We start from the raw sequence: 19,548 nt of genomic DNA, 5'->3' as shown, positions 1-19,548 counted from the left end.
ATCCCCAGGAGCATAGTTCACTATGTGACTGGGGTGAGCGAGTGCAGCCAACAAAGAGGCTGTGTGAAATAGGAGGTGTACGACTTTTTTGGAGAGGCTAATGGCTCACCACACCCGCTGGACAATGTCACAAGTTACTGAGTTGTTTAATAAACCCTTCCTGGATTTACTGTTTGAAGCACAGCAGACCCACCGTCAGCACTTCGACCCGCGTCAGGTTCAGGTCAGCACGCTGCTGTCGATTAAAACCGGTGCCTGCCCGGAAGATTGCAAATACTGCCCGCAAAGCGCGCGCTACAAAACCGGTCTCGAATCAGAACGCCTGATGGAGGTCGAGCAGGTGCTGGAGTCGGCGCGGCAGGCGAAAAAAGCTGGTTCAACCCGCTTCTGCATGGGGGCGGCGTGGAAGAACCCCAACGATCGCGATATGCCCTACCTCGAGCAGATGGTGAAAGGGGTGAAAGAGATGGGGCTGGAGGCCTGCATGACCCTCGGTACCCTTAACGACAGCCAGGCGCAGCGCCTGGCCGGTGCCGGTCTGGATTACTACAACCATAACCTCGATACCTCGCCGGAGTTTTACGGCAATGTCATCACTACCCGCACCTACCAGGAGCGCCTCGATACCCTCGACAAAGTGCGTGGTGCCGGAATCAAAGTATGCTCTGGCGGTATCGTCGGCTTAGGCGAAACGGTCAAAGATCGCGCCGGATTGCTGCTGCAATTAGCTAACCTGCCGACCCCGCCGGAAAGCGTGCCGATCAACATGCTGGTGAAGGTCAAAGGCACGCCAATGGCGGATAACGACGACGTTGATGCTTTTGATTTTATTCGCACTATCGCCATCGCACGTATCATGATGCCGACCTCGCACGTGCGCCTCTCCGCCGGGCGCGAGCAGATGAACGAACAAACCCAGGCGATGTGCTTTATGGCCGGGGCCAACTCGATTTTCTACGGCTGCAAACTGCTGACTACGCCCAACCCGGAAGAGGACAAAGATCTGCAGCTGTTCCGCAAACTGGGGATTAACCCGCAGCAAACCGCGGTGCTGGAAGGCGATAACGCCCAGCAGCAGCGCCTGGAGCAGGTGTTGATGAATCCTGATACCGAGGAATATTACAACGCGGCGGCGCTATGAGCTGGCAGCAGCGTATCGAGCAGGCGCTGGAAGAGCGGCAGACGGCGGACGCTCTGCGGTGCCGTCTGCCGGTGACGCAGGGAGCCGGTCGTTGGCTCACCCGCGAAGGCCAGCGCTGGCTCAATTTTTCCAGTAACGATTATCTTGGCCTCAGCCAGCATCCGGCGATCGTCAAAGCCTGGCAGGAAGGCGCGGAGCGCTATGGCGTCGGCAGCGGCGGCTCAGGTCACGTCAGCGGCTATAGCGAGGCGCATTGCGCACTGGAAGAGCAGCTTGCCGACTGGCTGGGCTACCCGCGCGCGCTGTTGTTTATTTCAGGCTTTGCCGCCAATCAGGCGGTGATTGCCGCGCTGGCGGGCAAAGAAGATCGGATTGTTGCCGATCGCCTCAGCCATGCTTCGCTTCTTGAAGCCGCTAATCTCAGTCCGGCGCAGCTGCGGCGCTTTCAGCACAATGACGCCCGGCATCTTGAAGAGCTGCTGGCGAAACCGCTATCCGGTCAACAGTTGGTGGTGACCGAAGGGATTTTCAGTATGGATGGTGATAGCGCCCCGCTGACGGATATCCAGCGGGCGACGCGGGCGGCTGAGGCGCTCCTGCTGGTGGACGACGCGCACGGCATCGGCGTGGTCGGCGAAGAGGGGCGAGGCAGTTGCGATAGCCAGCAGGTACATCCGGATCTGCTGATTGTTACCTTCGGCAAAGCTTTTGGCGTGAGCGGCGCGGCGGTACTGTGCAGCGAGGCGCTGGCGGATTATCTGTTGCAGTTTGCCCGTCATCTGATTTACAGCACCGCCATGCCTCCGGCACAGGCGGTGGCCCTCAGCGCTGCGCTGGGCGTGATTCGTAGCGACGACGGTCAGCAGCGGCGGGAGACGCTGGCCCGTCATATTGCCGATTTTCGCCGCCAAATGGCCGACTATCCCGGTGAACTCACGCAATCCATCAGCGCAATCCAGCCGTTGATCGTCGGCGACAATGCCCGTGCGCTGCGGCTGGCGGCGCGCCTGCGTGAACAGGGCTGCTGGGTGACGGCCATCCGTCCGCCGACAGTCCCTGTTGGTAGCGCGCGCTTGCGCCTGACGCTGACGGCGGCCCATGAATCCGCCGATATCGCCCGCCTGCTGGAGGTGCTGCATGATGGCGGTGAATAAACGCGCGGTAGCAGCGGCGTTTGGTCGCGCGGCGGGCCATTACTCTCAGCATGATGAATTGCAACGTCTGAGCGCCTCCCGGCTGCTGGAGCAGCTCGATATAAAAACCTTCCCCGAGGTACTGGATGCGGGCTGTGGCCCCGGCAGCATAAGCCGCTTCTGGCGCGAGGCCGGGTGCCGGGTGACGGCGCTGGATCTCTCCGTTGAGATGCTGGCGCAAGCCCGGCGCGGAGACAGCGCGGATCGCTACGTCGAAGGGGATATCGAAGCGCTACCGCTGGTGGAGAGCTGCGTCGACCTGGCGTGGAGCAACCTTGCGGTTCAGTGGTGCGACAATCTTGCCACTGCCATTAATGAGCTGTATCGGGTCGTGCGACCCGGCGGTCGGGTGGCGTTTAGCACTTTGCTGGCAGGTTCGCTGCCGGAGCTGAATCAGGCGTGGCGAGCTATTGATGAACAGCCGCATGCTAACCGTTTTCTCAGCGAGCAGGCGGTACGCCAGACGCTGGTTGGTCGCCGCGCTACCGGTCATGTCCATGCCATCACTCTGCCGTTTGCCGATGCGCTCAGCGCGATGCGTTCGCTTAAAGGCATTGGCGCGACCCATTTGCATCAGGGCCGCAGCGCCACACCGCTCAGTCGTGGCAAACTGCGCCAGCTTCAACTGGCCTGGCCGCAGCAGCAGGGGTTATGCCCGCTGACGTACCATCTTTTTACAGGAGTCATCGAACGTGATTAAACGCTTCTTTGTGACCGGAACCGACACCGAAGTCGGTAAAACCGTCACCAGCTGCGCTCTGCTACAGGCGGCCAATCGCGCAGGATTCAATAGCGCGGGCTATAAGCCGGTAGCTTCCGGCAGCGAATATACGGCGCAAGGACTGCGCAACGACGATGCGCTGGCTCTACAGCGCAATAGTCAGGTAGCGCTACGCTACGAGCAGGTCAATCCTTTCACTTTTGCTGAGCCGACGTCGCCGCATATTGTCAGCGCCGCTGAAGGCAGGCCGATTGATGCCGCGTCGCTTTCTGCGGGCCTGCGCGGTCTGGAAGCATTGTCTGATTGGGTGCTGGTGGAAGGCGCGGGGGGCTGGTTTACGCCGCTTTCAGAAACGCTGACCTTTGCCGACTGGGTAGAGCAAGAGCAGTTACCGGTGATTTTAGTGGTGGGCGTTAAGCTGGGGTGCATTAACCATGCGATGCTCACCGCTCAGGCGGTGATTCAGGCCGGGCTGCCGTTGGCGGGATGGATAGCTAACGATATCCAGCCGCCGGGCAAGCGCCACCTTGAGTATCTGGCGACGCTAAAACGTGTACTGCCCGCGCCGTTTCTTGGTGAGATCCCGTGGCTGGCGGATGTGGCACAGCGCGAGGATCTCGGCCACTATCTCGATCTCAGCGTGCTGGATCGGGCGTCATCCACTGCGCCAGCAGCGGCGCATCCAGCTGGATAACATCCCCCTGGGCGACGCTGCGACCGCAGTGCAACAGGCAGAAACTGTCCGCGACCCGGCGAATAAACGGCAGGTGCTGCTCGGCGATCAGCACCGTCAGGCCGATATCGCGGTTCAGACGAACCAGCAGGTCGCCTAATTTGTGCAGAAAACGTTGCCCGCCAGCGCGCGAGGGTTCATCAAGGATCAGCAGGCGTGGGCGGGTTATCAGCGCCCGGGCCAGCGCCAACTGGTACTGATCATCAGCCGTCAGCGTAATGCCTTTGCTTTGCCGCAGCGTATAGAGTTCCGGAAACAGATCGTAAATCTCCCCGGCCACCGCTGACGCGGATTCGCCGCCTGCCGCGAGGGCAATATGCAGATTCTCCTCCACGCTCAGTTGCGAAAAGATGCGTTTGTCCTGCGGGACGTAGCCGATACCGATAGCGCTACGCGATTGCGCGGAGAGCGGCATCAGGTCATAGGGCGCAGCCCCCGCGTCCTGCCAGGTCATACTGCCGCTGGCCACCGGGAGGTGCCCGGTAATACAGTTAACGAGGGTGGTTTTCCCCATCCCCTCACGCCCCATTACGCAAGTACATTTCCCCGGCCTGAGCTCAAGGTCAACATTCCACAGCGTGTGCTGGCTTCCGTAATAGTGGTTCACGGCACGTAGACTCAACATAGACGTTTTCTCCTTTCCCGGGATAGCGGGCGACAAGAAGATTCTGCAAATCCCTTGCCAGGAAAAAGAACTCTCGGTATTTGCTGACAAATACAGGGGCAGCATGGTGAAAGTGAAGAGGGTTACGGCAGACCTTGCACTTTCCCGGTGCCAGAGCGCTGAAATGTGGTGCAAAAAATAATAGAAAATCCAGCTATTCTTTGCCGATAAATCGCAAAAAAAATTCAATAAATTTTTTTAGCAGGTGTTTTGCCCCATTCAGTGATTTCGGCCGGGTGGCATAGGTCATGGGCTGCAGACAGTTATCCACTATTCCTGTGGATAACCTTGTGCATTAGAGTTAGAGAACTTGCGGTAAGCTAGAGATTACGCGGCCTGCGGGCAAATTGACGCGAAACCCATCTTTTCTTAAATATTGTTAAATATCAATTAATTAAATAAAATCAATGGCTGTAAAAAAAGTGTCACCGACTGCCACAAAAGATTCATCCCCTTGCTTGACAAATGTTAAATGCCAAAAGTTTCTGGGGATAACCCTACTGATTGGTGGATTATCCCGCAAGGCGGCTTTTTTTCGTCCGCGATGGCGGTAAAAAAGACAAATCTGGAGATATACAATAGTGTGATACTGTTTTTATATCCAGTATTATTTATTGGCAAAAGTTGAACTGAAGGGTAGAATTAAACACCTGCCGTTCAACCCTTCTTCAGGTCCTGATTGATGAGTAAACCGTTCAAGCTGCATTCTGCTTTCCGTCCCTCTGGCGACCAGCCGGAAGCCATTCGTCGCCTGGAAGAGGGGCTGGAAGATGGCCTGGCGCATCAAACGCTGCTCGGCGTAACCGGTTCGGGTAAAACGTTTACCATCGCCAACGTTATTGCCGATCTACAACGCCCGACGATGGTGCTGGCACCTAACAAAACGCTGGCGGCGCAGCTTTACGGCGAGATGAAAGAGTTCTTCCCGGAGAACGCGGTGGAGTATTTCGTCTCTTACTACGATTATTATCAGCCCGAAGCCTATGTGCCGAGCTCGGATACCTTCATTGAGAAGGACGCGTCGGTCAACGAACATATTGAACAGATGCGCCTGTCGGCGACCAAAGCGCTGCTTGAGCGTCGCGATGTGGTGGTGGTGGCATCGGTTTCCGCTATCTACGGTCTGGGCGATCCGGACCTGTACCTGAAGATGATGCTGCACCTCACCGTCGGCATGATAATTGACCAGCGCGCCATTCTGCGTCGTCTGGCCGAACTGCAATATACCCGCAACGATCAGGCCTTCCAGCGCGGTACCTTCCGCGTTCGCGGCGAAGTTATCGATATCTTCCCGGCGGAGTCTGACGATATCGCGCTGCGTATCGAGCTATTCGACGAGGAAGTTGAGCGCTTGTCGCTGTTCGACCCGCTGACCGGCCACGTGGAATCAACGATCCCGCGCTATACCGTCTATCCCAAAACGCACTACGTCACCCCGCGTGAACGTATCGTCCAGGCGATGGAAGAGATTAAAGTTGAGCTGGCTGACCGGCGCAAGGTGCTGCTGGAGAACAACAAGCTGCTGGAAGAGCAGCGCCTGAGTCAGCGTACCCAGTTCGATCTCGAAATGATGAACGAGCTGGGCTATTGCTCAGGGATTGAAAACTACTCGCGCTATCTCTCGGGGCGCGGGCCGGGCGAGCCGCCACCGACGCTATTCGACTACCTGCCTGCTGATGGCCTGCTGGTTATTGATGAATCCCACGTCACTATTCCGCAAATTGGCGGCATGTATCGTGGTGACCGGGCGCGTAAAGAGACGCTGGTGGAGTACGGCTTCCGTTTGCCGTCGGCGCTGGACAACCGTCCGATGAAGTTTGAAGAGTTTGAAGCCCTCGCGCCGCAGACCATTTATGTTTCGGCAACGCCTGGGGCCTATGAGCTGGATAAATCCGGTGACGAAGTGGTGGACCAGGTAGTCCGTCCGACGGGGCTGCTTGACCCGGTGATTGAAGTGCGTCCGGTGGGAACCCAGGTGGACGACCTGCTCTCGGAAATTCGTATTCGCACCGCGATTAACGAGCGCGTGCTGGTCACCACCCTGACCAAGCGGATGGCGGAAGATTTAACTGAGTATCTGGAAGAGCACGGTGAGCGGGTGCGCTACCTGCACTCAGATATCGACACTGTGGAACGTATGGAAATTATCCGCGACCTGCGTCTGGGCGAGTTTGACGTGCTGGTCGGGATCAACCTGTTGCGTGAAGGCTTAGACATGCCGGAAGTGTCGCTGGTGGCTATTCTGGATGCCGACAAAGAGGGCTTCCTGCGCTCGGAGCGCTCGCTGATTCAGACTATTGGCCGCGCGGCGCGTAACATCAACGGTAAAGCGATTCTTTACGGCGACAGGATAACTGCGTCGATGGCCAGAGCGATTGATGAAACCGAGCGTCGTCGTGAGAAGCAGCAACGTTACAATGAAGAGCACGGTATTACGCCTACGGGACTCAATAAGAAAGTGGTTGATATTCTGGCGCTGGGTCAGAATATTGCGAAAACCAAAACCAAGGGACGCGGCAAGTTCCGCTCGCCGGTTGAAGCTGATGCGGTGGAACTGACCCTGACGCCGAAAGCGCTACAGCAGAAAATTCGCGAGCTGGAAGGGCAGATGATGCAGCATGCGCAAAACCTGGAGTTCGAAGAGGCGGCGCAAATTCGCGACCAGCTTCATCAGCTGCGCGATCTGTTTATCGCTGCGTCGTAGCCGTTTGCGAAATTCTTCCTCCCGGGGGCGGCGCTCGACGCGCCTTGCCCGGGCTACGGGTTCACCGCCGTCTGAGGTCCGGTAGCCCGGACAGATGCGCAGCATCGCCTCCGGGAAATGTGCTGGATCAGATGCCTGCGCGTGGCTTCATCCCGGGGGCGGCGCTCGACGCGCCTTGCCCGGGCTACGGGTTCACCGCCGTCTGAGGCCCGGTAGCCCGGACAGATGCGCAGTATCGCCTCCGGGGAATGTGCCGGATCAGATACCTGCGCGTGGCTTCATCCCGGGGCGGCGCTCGACGCGCCTTGCCCGGGCTACGGGTTCACAGCCGTCTGCGGGCCGGTAGCCCGGACAGATGCGCAGCATCGCCTCTTGGAAATGTGCCGGATCAGATGTCTGCGCGTGCTTCATCCCGGGGGCGGCGCTCGACGCGCCTTGCCCAGGCTACGGGTTCACTACGGGTTCACAGTTGTCTGCGGGCCGGTAGCCCGGACAGATGCGCAGCATCGCCTCCGGGAAATGTGCCGGATCAGGTGCCTGCGGGTGGCTTCATCCCGGGGGCGGCGCTCGACGCGCCTGCCCGGGCTACGGGTTTATAGCCGTCTGCGGGCCGGTAGCCCGGACAGATGCGCAGTATCGCCTCCGGGGAATGTGCCGGATCAGATACCTGCGGGTGGCTTCATCCCGGGGCGACGCTCGACGCGCCTTGCCCGGGCTACGGGTTCACCGCCGTCTGAGGTCCGGTAGCCAGGACAGATGCGCAGCATCGCCTCCGGTAAATGTGCTGGATCAGATGCCTGCGGGTGGCTTCATCCCGGGGCGGCGCTCGACGCGCCTTGCCCGGGCTACGGGTTCACAGCCGTCTGCGGGCCGGTAGCCCGGACAGATGCGCAGCATCGCCTCCGGGAAATGTGCCGGATCAGATACCTGCGGGTGGCTTCATCCCGGGGGCGACGCTCGACGCGCCTTGCCCGGGCTACGGGTTCACAGCAGTCTGCGGCCCGGGATTTTCAGTCACGGGTTCAATCCCGTTTTTCCGTGGCCCTTAATGTTGGCTTAATATTGTTCGGCGAAACTATCCTCAATCTACTGAGGATAGCGCCATGCAAAAATTAACCTTCCGCGAATACCTGGCAGTTACCTGCGCCTTTGTTATTGTCGTTGCCTTCTTCCATCAGTGGGTGCTGACGTTCTGACGGGACGTTTTAGGGAAGAGCACCCAGGCGCGAACTCCTGGGCCGGGTTGACGGTTATGTAAAAAGAACTGGGCATCGTGTAACTGGGCGATGCGGGTTACGATACTGAGCCCCAGACCAATACCACCGTAGCGGCTGTCCATGCGTACAAACGCTTTGCTCAATTCACCGCTTTTTGCTTCATCAATTCCCGGACCTTCATCTTCCACCGCCAGAATTGACGTCAGGCCAGGCTTTATCGACACGCGAATCGTCGACCCGGCAGGGCTGTAACGATGCGCGTTTTCCACCAGGTTACGTAAAATCACCCGCACCAGCGTAGCGTCGCCTGACACAATCGCCTCACCACTTCCTTCGTCAAGCACCAGCTTTTGTTGCCGCTGCGCCAGCATCGCCTGTAACTCATCTTGTAGCGGTTCGACAACATCCTCTTTCAGCGCCACCTGCTGATAGCTCCCGGCGGAAAATGACTGGCCGACGCGCGCCAGCTGAAGCAATTGATTGATGCTGTTGGTCATTTGATCGAGCCGCTGAATTAGCGGGTCTACGCTGACGCTATGGACTTTGGCCAGCAGCTCCAGATGCAGACGCAGCCCGGCAAGCGGCGTGCGCAGTTCGTGGGCGACGTCGGCGGTAAACAGGCGCTCGCGATCCAGCGTCAGATTCAGGCGAGAAACCAGCTGATTGATTGCGCTCGTCACTGCGGTAACTTCCGGCACCGACTCTTTCAGCGTAATCGGCTGGAGATTGTCTGGGGTACGACTCTCCAGCTCTTCTTGCAGTCGTGACAGCGGCTTGGTGATTTGTTTGACCGCCAGCAGGCTGATATACAGCGCCAGGCCGATAATCAACAGGCTTGGGATCAATAGGCTGGCGACCGCTTCCCGGACTTCATGCTCAACATGCTTTTGGTTGTTGTGCCCCTCAATGGCGCTGGCCACCAGTAGCTGGATCTGTTCCTGGCTTTCATGCCACAGCCAGAACACGCTAACCAACTGACAAACCGCCAGAATAGTGCCGATAGTCAGCAGCAGTCGATGGCGCATGGTCCAGTTTGCATTAACGAACAGCGACATATCGTTATTCCACTTCAGTATTGTTGACCAACATATAGCCGAAACCCCGGACGGTGCGGATCCGCGCTTTACCCACCTTATCGCGCAGATTGTGAATATGCACCTCCAGGGTGTTGGTGGCCGGCTCGTTATCCCAGCTATAAATATCGTTGTAGAGAATTTCGCGGTGTACCGGGCTGCCCGCTTTCATCATCAGGCGTGAGAGCAGGGCGTACTCTTTCGGCGTTAAATCAAGAGACTGCTCGCCGAGCCAGACCAGACGGCGGGTGACGTTCAGGCGTAAATTACCCACGGTCAGCTCATTATCTCCCTGATTGTTGTGGCGACGCAGCAGGGCACGAATGCGCGCGTTCAACTCTTCAAGAGCGAAAGGTTTTACCAAATAGTCATCCGCGCCGGTATCCAGGCCACTGATGCGGTCATCAACGGTATCGCGGGCGGTGAGGATCAGCACTGGCTGACTAAACTTCTCCCGACGCATGCGCGCCAGGAAATGCAGGCCGTCCTCATCCGGTAGCCCCAAATCGAGAACGATAAGGCTGTAATGGTTGCTGGCCAGAGAGAGTGCCGCTTCGTGGGCTGTTGATACGCCGTCGCACACGTAGCCCTCGCTTTGCATCGCCAGAATTAATCCTTGTAACAGGAGCGCATCGTCTTCAATGACTAAAATTTTCATCGGCCTGCCTCTCTGCATGGCGTTAAAATATCATCTGTTGCCTGATACTCATGGGTCTGAACCCCGAGCAGGCCGAGTAGGGTGGAGAAGAGATTATCCTGCGAATACGGTTGTGTTTTCGCTTTTTGCTGCAAACACTGTCCGGATACACCATAGCGCTGTTGATAATCCGGCGACAGCCACAGCAGCATCGGTACATGCTTTTGCGTATCCGGCGCAATGGACCACGGCAGACCGTGTAAATAAACCCCATCTTCCCCCAGCGATTCGCCGTGGTCCGAGAGGTACACCAGGCTGGTGGTAAATTTATCCTGCTTCGACTGCAATAATTTTATCGCTTTATCGACCACATAATCGACATACAAAATCGTATTGTCGTAGGTGTTGGTGAGCTGCTGCTGAGTGCAACCTTGTATCTCATTGGTGTCGCAGGTCGGTGTGAACTGTTTGAACTGCGGCGGATAGCGATTGTAATAGGTCGGACCGTGGCTGCCGATAGTATGCAAAACGATAATCCCGTCCTGTTGCAAACCGTCGATGTAGCTGTCCAGATTCTGGAACAACACTTCATCGTAGCACTCGCCATCAATGCATTGACCGCTCAGATTGAGCCTGGTCACGTTCTGGTTCGGAACCCGGTCGCAGGCCCCTTTGCAGCCGCCATCGTTGTCGCTCCACAGTACCTTAACTCCTGCGCGTTGCAGGATATCCAGCACTCCCTCCTGATGCTGCGCCAACTCTTCATCATAGTGGGCACGCGGCATATTAGAGAACATGCACGGCACGGAAACTGCCGTGGCGGTGCCGCAGGAAGTGGTATTCGGGAAATAGACCACGTTATCTTGCTTCAGACGCGGGTTGGTTTCGCGGGAATAGCCGTTGAGCGAAAAATTCGCCGCTCTTGAGGTTTCGCCTAACACGACAATGGTCAGGTTTTTCTTCGCTCCGTTGCGCATTTCCGGCTTCTGCACGGCGTCTTCGCCAATTTTTACCAGCGGCAGATTGGCCATTCTGTTATGTGCATGCCAGGAATTCATCGCCACAATACTGTTCGACGGACTCAAAGATTTCACCAGCTCTTTGTTATTGCGAAACACCGAGGCGTAATCTTTATAAAACAGCGCGGCGACCAGAATAATCAACAGTGCTGAAACCACGATGCTGAGCAGGCGCACGGCGACGCCGCGCCATAACGTTTGCGGTTTACGAATTTTAACCCACCAGGCGACAGCTACCGCCAGAACCCCGGAAAGGCCGAGGATCAGAACCATTTTGCTGGAGAGCAGGGCGAAACTTTCGGCGGGGGTGGTATCGAAAATATTGGTGATCATTCCCCGATCTATCACCACGCCGAAGGTCCAGATAAAATATTGAGCCGAGGCGCTCAGCAAGATAAACAGGCTAATAACCAGACGGTCAAGCTTCAGGAACGAGGCGATGGTGGTAATGATGTTCATCACGCTAATTGCCACTATCGGCATGCTGAGGAACACCAGCCAGTTGTGCAGGTCGTTGACCGGCAGCAGGGTAAATACCTGACGATAGAAGGCGAGATTTAGTACCAGCCCAATATAGCAGGCAAACAGAATCAGATAGGTTGTACGGCTAACCACCGGCCGACGTAAAGAAAATAGTGACATAGCGACGTCCACGTAAAGAGATGGTCGCTATGTTGCCGATGTTTTTTTAAGACAACCTTAAGATTTTAAGCCTGGCTGGATTGGTGGCCAGAATAACGCTGCCTTGAGAATTAGCCTAACTCCTGGATCGCTTTTTCCAGCGCGCTGCGTAATAGCTGCCGATCGTGGCGATAAGGGACATCGCTGGCGTCCAGCGACGTCTGGATAACCACCCGATGTTCAATACCTGTGGTGTCCGCTTTCGGGCCGATCACTAACGCGTCAATCACCCGCTTGCCGATATGTTGCTCCATAATGGCCACCCGGTCCGCCAGCGCCAGGCTGGCGGCAGGGCTATGTTCTTTACCGAGGTTGTCGATAAACACCATCGGTGCGGGCGTGCGGCGCAGCGCCTGCGCCATCTCATCGAGCAAGATAATGGGCATCAGGCTGGTATAGAAGCTACCTGGTCCGATAAGAATTAAATCGGCTTCGGCAATAGCCTCTATCGCTTCGCGAGTGGTGGGAACCGGTGGGGAGAGCATCAGTTCGCGCGGCACGCAGGCGAGCTGGTCAATATTCACTTCGCCGTATACTTCATGCCCTTCGTGGTCAATCGCCATCAGGTCGACCGGTTGTTCCGACATGGGAATCAGCAGCGCGTCGACTTTGAGCAGATTTCTGATCAAATTGATCGCTTCAAGAGGCCGCACGCTCAGATGATCGAGCGCCTTTAACATTAGATTTCCGAGGTTATGCCCGGACAGTTCACCGTTACCGCTAAAACGATATTCAAACATCGCCGACGCCACGCTGGGTTCGGCAATAAGCTGATTAATACAGTTGCGCATGTCTCCCCAGGCGATGCCACCTTCCGCGCGGCGAATTCGCCCTGTGGAACCGCCGTTATCGGTGGTGGTGACAATTCCGGTCAGGCGTGAGCCAAGGGAGGAGAGTGATGACATTACCCGGCCCAGCCCATGTCCGCCGCCCAGAGCCACAACGCGATCAAGATCGGCGAAAGTACGATTGCGCATAAAAATCCCTTCTATCAATTAATCGGGCTCACAGTAACCGATCTCTTGTTAAAAAACGATGCCCGGCCTCTGACATCTATTGTGTAGCACGCTCTGGACATGGCTATTTGCTAAAAGTGGGGGTGTCACACAGTGATAATATTAGCCGGTAATTCAGCCCGCTTTCCCGGCGTGAGTTAATTCTCTGCCGCCTGGCGACAGAAACTCTTCTGTATTTTCAACTGAATCGACCTGAGTTAATTATGGAAACACTGTCTGAGCTGGATATCCCCGTTCGCTATGGCCAGCCAAAAATTAGGGTTTACCTGAATCGTCATGGAGAAGAGAAATCGTTTCTGTACTCACATTGCGATTATCAGGGCGCGCCTGCGGACGGTGGTGTGCCCTGGCTGTCAATTAAGCAGGGAAATGGCAAGTCGGGGCTTATCTCTGTCACCGGGGAGTGGATTATTGCGCCACGCTTCGATGATGTTCGCGCGTTTAATCGCGATGGAGTGGCGCGGGTTTGCGACGGCGGTAGATGGGGGATCGTCAACCGTGCGGGTGAGCAGGTCATTCCTTGCACTTACCACACCCTGACCCCGACGGTGGGTGGCTTGTCCATCGGCAAGACTCAACAAGGTCAATTCCTGCTGTTGAACGTCAACGGCGAACGGTCGGAGATTCAGTTACCCCACGCAGAGGCTCTTGAAAGGGAGTGGTTTGATGAATTCAGCCCCAGCGGTATGGCCTGCTTTCATCGTCTGGCGGGAAACCGTATTTTCACGGGCTACATTAACACCCACGGTGAGTTTACCTTTTCGATTCGCGAAGGAAATGGCGAGAGTTTTTCAGAGCAGGGTATCGCCCCTTTTTCTGATGAATCAGGCCAGTACGGGCTGATTGATAAACGCGGGGGCTGGGTTGTCGAGCCTGTTTACGATCTTATTTCTCACTATGATACCAGCGGTTTTTGTTGTGCCCAGCGCTGGCGCGGCGAAGAGCTGTGCGCATTTTACAATGCTCACGGCGAACGGGTGCTGGAAATTGAAACGACAGAGGTACCGAAAATCGCTCACGGCATCGTCCGGATCGGCGGTAAAGGTGGTCTCTACGTCAGCTATAGCCATCTCGGGAATGGTAAATCACTGACTTCGACGTTATGGAGCTACGGTACCGATTTTTACCCGGTGGGCGCAGCTATCGTGAGAACAGTCGAAGGGCAATGGGGCATTCTGACGGCGCAGGGTAAATTTATTCATCAGCGACGGTGGATGGAACCGGTCGTCGATACGCAAAACGCTATTGTTGGTTTTGCCAGCAGCAATACGACGGTGTTTATTATCTCCCGCCATGAGCTTGAGTATGTGGACCCCGAAGGGAAGACGGTAGCGACGCTTTCGTTTGATGGGGTTCGGCAAACCGCCGTTCTGAAAAATGCTCAACAGCAGGTTATCCGCATCTTCGATGATCAGAAAGTCTGGATGCCTTATCTCTTCTTTAGTATTTCACCGGCAGAAATTTACCCTGGCGCAACGCTTGGTGATGCGGTTAACGCGCTGATTGCGGCCAGGCCCCGTCCTTTTGTGCTGGTGAATAAAATTAGCGGCAGCGGGGCGCAGTTGGCAGGCGAGGAGTATGACTTTGACGCTGACAGAGTCGAAAAGGATGACATAAAGTTTGGTGCAATTATCACGCTTGCCGACGTCTATTACACAGAAGATGAGTGGGGAGAGTATGAGTTTCTGGAGTCTGACTACGCCGATAACATCAAAAAGCATTATCAGGATTTAAAGGCGCGCCTGACTCTGCTGTTCGGTGCGCCTGTTGATGAATGGGAAGGACATTACTGCAAATGGCGGCTGGCGAAACGCCGGGGGCTGTTAACACTACAACACTACCTTGAATACGGCGGCGGCGACTTTGAAAAGCAGGTGGTATTATATATCGACGATAATGACGCGGGATGACAAGGCCCGGAAGGCCCTGCCATCATTAAGCTTAGTGTAAGTGTCTGATTTTATTGCTATTTTCTGTCACAGTGGTATTGGTTTTGAGCGCTCTGCAACGTGTCGCCAGATCGTCAAAAGGCTGGCCCTCCTCAGGAGATTCCAGTCCGTCATAAACCTCACAGGGTAGAGTGAGGTCAGCATCGTTGAAATACCACCAGGGCGGTTCTGACGCACAAATCGTCATCTCTTTTACGCGCCACTGCCCGGCGGTTTTATTCAGGATGACCCACAGCATTTTATCAAGCTCGGCTTCGCAATCTTTCGCCCGCGACCAGTCGAGCTTTTGCCCCTCAGGTGCGACGATTTCCCCGACCAGAATGGCCCATTCGCTGCTGATGTTTAAGCGATCGACTTTTATACGTACCGCCTGCCCGGCCTGGCTTGCAGCCTGTGGACGAAGGGCGTCCAGAATGGCTTTTCTTTCCGTGCTCTCAATCAGCTTCGCTGAGGACAAAATAAGCTTGCTGTTGTCATGTCCGGTTTCGGCATGCTCAAGTTTGCCGGTCACCGTAACGTGTTTACCGGCGAGAGAGGTTAACGCGCTGGAGGGGCTTTCGGTGCGTAACGTCACCTCTATTTGATCTCTTTCATCTTCATCATACTGGGTGGCATTCGGGGCTGCTGTTGCACAGACAGGCTCATCCAGGAAGAGCATACTTTGCACCTGACGGCTATCCGTTTTTGGGTTCTCGCCGTAGTTGGGGGGGCCAAAAAAGGTTCTGACCTCAACATATCCGCTGAGTTTGACCTCCTGGGCGTAGTGAATACACGGCTCGGCGGCGAAAACGGAACCGCTGCAAAGTGTGAGCATCGCCAGGATGGCGTGAAGAGATCGGCTCATCGTAATGTTGCGTCCTTTGTAGACCGATTGTTAACTGTTAACTTATTATTTTCATTGAATAAGTCTCTTTCCTTGCTTCTGCGGCGAGAATATCACTTTTTGCTGGGTAACTATAAAATACCTGACGGTTTTGTATCGGGTGGAGGGCGAATAGCAGAACGAGGGATTACGCTGTGTTCTCACTAACTTAGCGTAAAAAAAGCTATATATATCCGATATATACATCATTACATAACGAAATGTGGGTATGGCGAAACCACACTTAACGCGCTACTATTTGGTGTAACCCACTAACACTCTAGCCTCTGTGCCTGTGTCGCAAGATATGGTGCTTTGGCCGTGACAGCCCCGGTTGTCGCCAGGGCGCGGAAAGAAATGACCGCGTCTCCCGTATTTGGAAAGGTGTCTATGGCTTCACAGCTTACCGATGCATTTGCGCGGAAGTTTTACTATCTGCGCCTGTCTATTACCGACGTGTGTAACTTTCGTTGCACCTACTGTCTGCCCGATGGCTACAAGCCCGGCGCCGTCACCAATAAAGGCTTTCTCAGCGTCGATGAAGTTCGTCGCGTCACGCGTGCATTTTCAGCACTCGGCACGGAAAAGGTGCGCCTGACCGGTGGTGAACCTTCGCTACGTCGTGATTTTACCGACATTATTGCCGCCGTGCGGGAAAATCCCTCTATTCGTCAGATTGCGGTCACTACCAACGGCTACCGGCTGGCGCGCGATGTTGAAAACTGGCGCGATGCTGGGTTGACGGCGATTAACGTCAGCGTGGATAGCCTCGATGCCCGCCAGTTTCACGCCATTACCGGCCAGGATAAATTTCGCCAGGTAATGGACGGCATCGATGCCGCTTTTGCTGCTGGCTTTGAGAAAGTTAAAGTCAACACCGTGCTGATGCGCGACGTTAACCATCATCAGCTCGACACCTTTCTGGCGTGGATCCAACCGCGCCGCATTCAACTGCGTTTTATTGAGCTGATGGAAACCGGCGAGGGTAGTGACCTGTTCCACCGCCATCATATCTCAGGCATGGTGCTGCGCGACGAGCTGCTGCGCCGCGGCTGGATCCATCAGATCCGCCAGCGTAGCGACGGCCCGGCGCAGGTCTTTTGCCATCCGGATTATGCCGGTGAAATCGGCCTGATCATGCCGTATGAGAAAGATTTCTGCGCCACCTGCAACCGCCTGCGCGTCTCTTCCGTTGGCAAACTGCACCTGTGCCTGTTTGGCGAAGGTGGCGTTGATCTGCGCGATCTGCTCGCTGAAGAAGCGCAGCAGGCCGAACTGGAAGCGCGGATTTCTGAAGCGTTAACGCATAAAAAACAAACCCATTTCCTGCATCAGGGCAACACCGGTATTACGCAGAACCTGTCGTATATTGGCGGATAATTCATTTTAAGGAGCGAACAGATGAGTCAGGCCAGCGCTGAGTTTATCCCGACCCGTATTGCAATTCTTACCGTTTCAAATCGACGTGGCGAAGAGGACGATACCTCCGGTCACTGGCTGCGCGATGCGGCGCAGGAAGCGGGGCACACCGTCGTCGATAAGGCGATAGTTAAAGAGAACCGTTATGCTATTCGCGCCCAGGTCTCGGCGTGGATCGCCAGCGATGACGTGCAGGTGGTGTTGATCACCGGCGGCACCGGTTTTACCGAGGGCGATCAGGCGCCGGAAGCGCTGCTGCCGCTGTTTGACCGCGAAGTTGAAGGCTTCGGCGAAGTGTTCCGCATGCTCTCTTTTGAAGAGATTGGTACTTCGACCCTGCAATCCCGTGCCGTTGCCGGGGTGGCGAACCGCACGCTGATTTTCGCGATGCCCGGCTCAACCAAAGCTTGCCATACCGCGTGGGACAATATTATTGCGCCGCAGCTCGATGCCCGCACCCGTCCGTGCAACTTTATCTCTCATCTTAAGAAGTAATTTATGTCGCAACTGACCCATATTAACGCCGCGGGCGAAGCGCACATGGTTGATGTCTCGGCGAAAGCGGAGACGGTTCGCGTAGCGCGCGCCGAGGCCTACGTTGAAATGCAGGCGACGACGCTTGCCATGATTATCGACGGCAGCCATCACAAAGGCGACGTTTTCGCCACCGCGCGAATCGCCGGGATCCAGGCGGCCAAACGCACCTGGGAGCTGATCCCGCTGTGCCACCCGCTGATGTTGAGCAAAGTTGAAGTCAATCTACAGGCGCAGCCGGAACATAACCGGGTGCGCATCGAATCCTTGTGCCGTTTGACCGGTAAAACCGGCGTGGAAATGGAAGCGTTGACTGCCGCTTCCGTCGCCGCGCTGACGATTTACGATATGTGTAAAGCGGTGCAGAAAGATATGGTGATTGGTCCGGTGCGCCTGCTGGCGAAGAGCGGCGGCAAGTCCGGCGATTTCAGAGTGGAAGATGCCCATGATTAACGTTCTATTTTTTGCTCAGGTGCGCGAACTGCTCGGCACCGATTCCCTGACTCTCGAGCCGAACGGGCTTTCCACGGTTGAAGCCGTTCGCCAACAGTTGGTTGCGCGAGGCGACCGCTGGGCGCTGGCGCTGGAAGAGGGCAAGCTGCTGGCGGCGGTGAATCAGACGCTGACCTCGTTTGATCATCCGCTGGTAGCCGGTGATGAAGTGGCATTCTTCCCGCCGGTTACCGGAGGTTAAGATGACGCAAACCCGTATTGTGGTCAGCCATGAGCGTTTTAAGGTTGGCGACGAATATCCCTGGCTTGCTGAACGCGATGAAGACGGTGCGGTGGTGACTTTCACCGGCAAAGTACGCAACCATAACCTGGGCGATAGCGTGAAAGCGCTGACTCTTGAGCACTATCCCGGTATGACCGAAAAGTCGTTGGCGGAAATTGTTGAACTGGCGCGCGAGCGCTGGCCGCTGGGGCGGGTAACGGTGATTCACCGCATCGGGGAAATGTGGCCCGGCGAAGAGATTGTCTTTGTCGGCGTCACCAGCGCCCATCGCAGCAGTGCGTTTGCGGCCGGGGAATTCATTATGGATTATCTGAAAACTCGAGCCCCGTTCTGGAAGCGTGAAGCAACGCCGGAAGGGGAGCGCTGGGTCGATGCGCGGGATAGCGACAGACAGGCGGCAGAACGCTGGTAGTGTGGTACGCTTAGAGGATAAATTTCGTTAATCAGGAGATAGTCATGGACAGATACCCTCGTTCCGATTCAATCGTGCAGGGCCGCAGCGGCCTGCAAACTTATATGGCGCAGGTTTATGGCTGGATGACGGTCGGGCTGCTGCTCACTGCGTTTATCGCGTGGTTTGCCGCTAATACCCCAGCGGTCATGATGTTTGTGTTTTCCAGCAAAATCACCTTTTACGGGCTGATTATCGCACAGCTGGGGCTGGTCTTCGTGCTCTCTGGCATGGTGCAACGGCTCAGCGCCGGGATGGCGACGACGCTGTTTATGCTCTATTCGGCGCTAACTGGATTAACGCTATCCAGCATTTTCATCGTCTATACCTACTCGTCAATCGCCAGCACTTTTGTGGTTGCAGGCGGTATGTTTGGCGCGATGAGCCTCTACGGTTATACCACCAAACGCGATCTCAGCGGCTTCGGCAATATGCTGTTTATGGGGCTGATTGGTATTTTACTGGCATCACTGGTCAACTTCTGGTTGAAGAGCGAAGCGCTGATGTGGGCAGTGACCTATATCGGGGTGGTTATCTTCGTCGGCTTAACGGCTTATGACACCCAGAAGCTGAAAAATATTGGCGAGCAGATTGATGTTCGCGATGCGTCAATGCTGCGTAAATACTCGATTCTTGGCGCTCTGACGCTGTATCTGGACTTTATCAACCTGTTCCTGATGCTGCTGCGTATTTTCGGCAACCGTCGCTAAACCCTTCCCGGATTGCAGAGAGCGGCGGACCCGTAGCCTGGGTAAGCGCAGCGCGACCCGGGAACAAACCGCACGAAACTGTAGCCCC

18 protein-coding genes and 1 riboswitch are annotated in these 19,548 nt (G+C 55.9%); of the genes, 12 read left to right on the top strand and 6 right to left on the bottom strand.

Annotation, left to right across the window (positions count from 1 at the left end):
* Window positions 1-100 precede the first annotated feature (100 nt).
* The 4 genes from bioB to bioD are packed head-to-tail and all read left to right on the top strand — an operon-like array spanning window position 101 to window position 3,749.
* Complete coding sequence (bioB, locus tag ACMYSL_RS19740; RefSeq protein ID WP_304257165.1) at window positions 101-1,141, top strand: biotin synthase BioB; 1,041 nt, start codon at window positions 101-103, stop codon at window positions 1,139-1,141.
* Window positions 1,138-2,295, top strand: coding sequence for an 8-amino-7-oxononanoate synthase (bioF, locus tag ACMYSL_RS19735; RefSeq protein ID WP_434659665.1), 1,158 nt, complete (start codon window positions 1,138-1,140; stop codon window positions 2,293-2,295). The genes bioB and bioF overlap by 4 nt, the downstream gene beginning before the upstream one ends.
* A complete protein-coding gene (gene bioC / locus ACMYSL_RS19730) occupies window positions 2,279-3,034 on the top strand; it encodes a malonyl-ACP O-methyltransferase BioC (protein ID WP_434659663.1) in 756 nt (251 codons plus the stop codon). The genes bioF and bioC overlap by 17 nt, the downstream gene beginning before the upstream one ends.
* Entirely contained in the window at window positions 3,027-3,749 is a 723-nt protein-coding gene (gene bioD / locus ACMYSL_RS19725) for a dethiobiotin synthase (RefSeq protein ID WP_434659661.1), read from the top strand. The genes bioC and bioD overlap by 8 nt, the downstream gene beginning before the upstream one ends.
* Here bioD and ACMYSL_RS19720 read toward each other — a convergent pair.
* Window positions 3,691-4,413 carry an ABC transporter ATP-binding protein gene (locus ACMYSL_RS19720; protein ID WP_110276777.1) on the bottom strand — a complete coding sequence of 241 codons (723 nt, stop codon included), beginning with the start codon at window positions 4,411-4,413 and terminating at the stop codon, window positions 3,691-3,693. The genes bioD and ACMYSL_RS19720 overlap by 59 nt on opposite strands.
* A gap of 721 nt (window positions 4,414-5,134) precedes the next feature.
* Between ACMYSL_RS19720 and uvrB the strand changes: the two genes are divergently transcribed.
* Entirely contained in the window at window positions 5,135-7,156 is a 2,022-nt protein-coding gene (gene uvrB / locus ACMYSL_RS19715; RefSeq protein ID WP_110276775.1) for an excinuclease ABC subunit UvrB, read from the top strand.
* A gap of 1,174 nt (window positions 7,157-8,330) precedes the next feature.
* Here the strand turns inward: uvrB and pmrB are convergent.
* The 4 genes from pmrB to yvcK form a co-directional block, all read right to left on the bottom strand.
* Complete coding sequence (gene pmrB / locus ACMYSL_RS19710; RefSeq protein ID WP_434659659.1) at window positions 8,331-9,428, bottom strand: two-component system sensor histidine kinase PmrB; 1,098 nt, start codon at window positions 9,426-9,428, stop codon at window positions 8,331-8,333.
* A 4-nt stretch (window positions 9,429-9,432) separates the two neighbouring features.
* Window positions 9,433-10,104, bottom strand: coding sequence for a two-component system response regulator PmrA (gene pmrA, locus ACMYSL_RS19705; RefSeq protein ID WP_304257176.1), 672 nt, complete (start codon window positions 10,102-10,104; stop codon window positions 9,433-9,435).
* The gene (gene eptA, locus ACMYSL_RS19700; protein ID WP_434659657.1) at window positions 10,101-11,744 is read right to left on the bottom strand and encodes a phosphoethanolamine transferase EptA; all 1,644 of its coding nucleotides are present in this window, start codon (window positions 11,742-11,744) and stop codon (window positions 10,101-10,103) included. The genes pmrA and eptA overlap by 4 nt, the downstream gene beginning before the upstream one ends.
* A 110-nt stretch (window positions 11,745-11,854) precedes the next feature.
* Window positions 11,855-12,760, bottom strand: coding sequence for a uridine diphosphate-N-acetylglucosamine-binding protein YvcK (gene yvcK / locus ACMYSL_RS19695; RefSeq protein ID WP_434659655.1), 906 nt, complete (start codon window positions 12,758-12,760; stop codon window positions 11,855-11,857).
* A 242-nt stretch (window positions 12,761-13,002) separates the two neighbouring features.
* On the opposite strand from yvcK, the gene ACMYSL_RS19690 reads away from it, so the two are divergent.
* Window positions 13,003-14,709, top strand: coding sequence for a WG repeat-containing protein (locus ACMYSL_RS19690; protein ID WP_434659653.1), 1,707 nt, complete (start codon window positions 13,003-13,005; stop codon window positions 14,707-14,709).
* Between the two features lie 31 nt (window positions 14,710-14,740).
* On the opposite strand, the gene ACMYSL_RS19685 is transcribed toward ACMYSL_RS19690, so the two are convergent.
* Complete coding sequence (locus ACMYSL_RS19685; protein WP_434659651.1) at window positions 14,741-15,592, bottom strand: DUF4431 domain-containing protein; 852 nt, start codon at window positions 15,590-15,592, stop codon at window positions 14,741-14,743.
* A gap of 282 nt (window positions 15,593-15,874) precedes the next feature.
* Window positions 15,875-16,013: riboswitch (molybdenum cofactor riboswitch) on the top strand.
* Here ACMYSL_RS19685 and moaA point away from each other — a divergent pair.
* The 6 genes from moaA to ACMYSL_RS19655 all read left to right on the top strand — a co-directional run bounded on the left by moaA (window position 16,001) and on the right by ACMYSL_RS19655 (window position 19,460).
* Complete coding sequence (gene moaA / locus ACMYSL_RS19680; RefSeq protein WP_434659649.1) at window positions 16,001-16,990, top strand: GTP 3',8-cyclase MoaA; 990 nt, start codon at window positions 16,001-16,003, stop codon at window positions 16,988-16,990. Its footprint overlaps the riboswitch before it by 13 nt.
* A gap of 21 nt (window positions 16,991-17,011) precedes the next feature.
* Complete coding sequence (gene moaB, locus ACMYSL_RS19675; RefSeq protein ID WP_110276769.1) at window positions 17,012-17,524, top strand: molybdenum cofactor biosynthesis protein B; 513 nt, start codon at window positions 17,012-17,014, stop codon at window positions 17,522-17,524.
* A 3-nt stretch (window positions 17,525-17,527) separates the two neighbouring features.
* Window positions 17,528-18,016, top strand: coding sequence for a cyclic pyranopterin monophosphate synthase MoaC (moaC, locus tag ACMYSL_RS19670; RefSeq protein WP_434659647.1), 489 nt, complete (start codon window positions 17,528-17,530; stop codon window positions 18,014-18,016).
* Window positions 18,009-18,257, top strand: a complete 249-nt coding sequence (gene moaD / locus ACMYSL_RS19665; protein WP_181482935.1) for a molybdopterin synthase sulfur carrier subunit — start codon at window positions 18,009-18,011, stop codon at window positions 18,255-18,257. Before moaC ends, moaD begins: the two co-directional genes overlap by 8 nt.
* A gap of 1 nt (window position 18,258) precedes the next feature.
* On the top strand, window positions 18,259-18,711 hold the full coding sequence (gene moaE, locus ACMYSL_RS19660; RefSeq protein WP_110276766.1) for a molybdopterin synthase catalytic subunit MoaE: 453 nt from the start codon (window positions 18,259-18,261) through the stop codon (window positions 18,709-18,711).
* 44 nt (window positions 18,712-18,755) lie between these two features.
* Window positions 18,756-19,460, top strand: a complete 705-nt coding sequence (locus tag ACMYSL_RS19655) for a Bax inhibitor-1/YccA family protein (protein WP_110276765.1) — start codon at window positions 18,756-18,758, stop codon at window positions 19,458-19,460.
* The last annotated feature ends 88 nt before the right edge of the window (window positions 19,461-19,548 follow it).

Source organism: Klebsiella sp. MISC125 (genome assembly GCF_051131775.1).
In the GTDB taxonomy this organism is placed as follows: domain Bacteria; phylum Pseudomonadota; class Gammaproteobacteria; order Enterobacterales; family Enterobacteriaceae; genus Klebsiella.
This window is presented reverse-complemented; position numbering and strand designations above follow the sequence as displayed.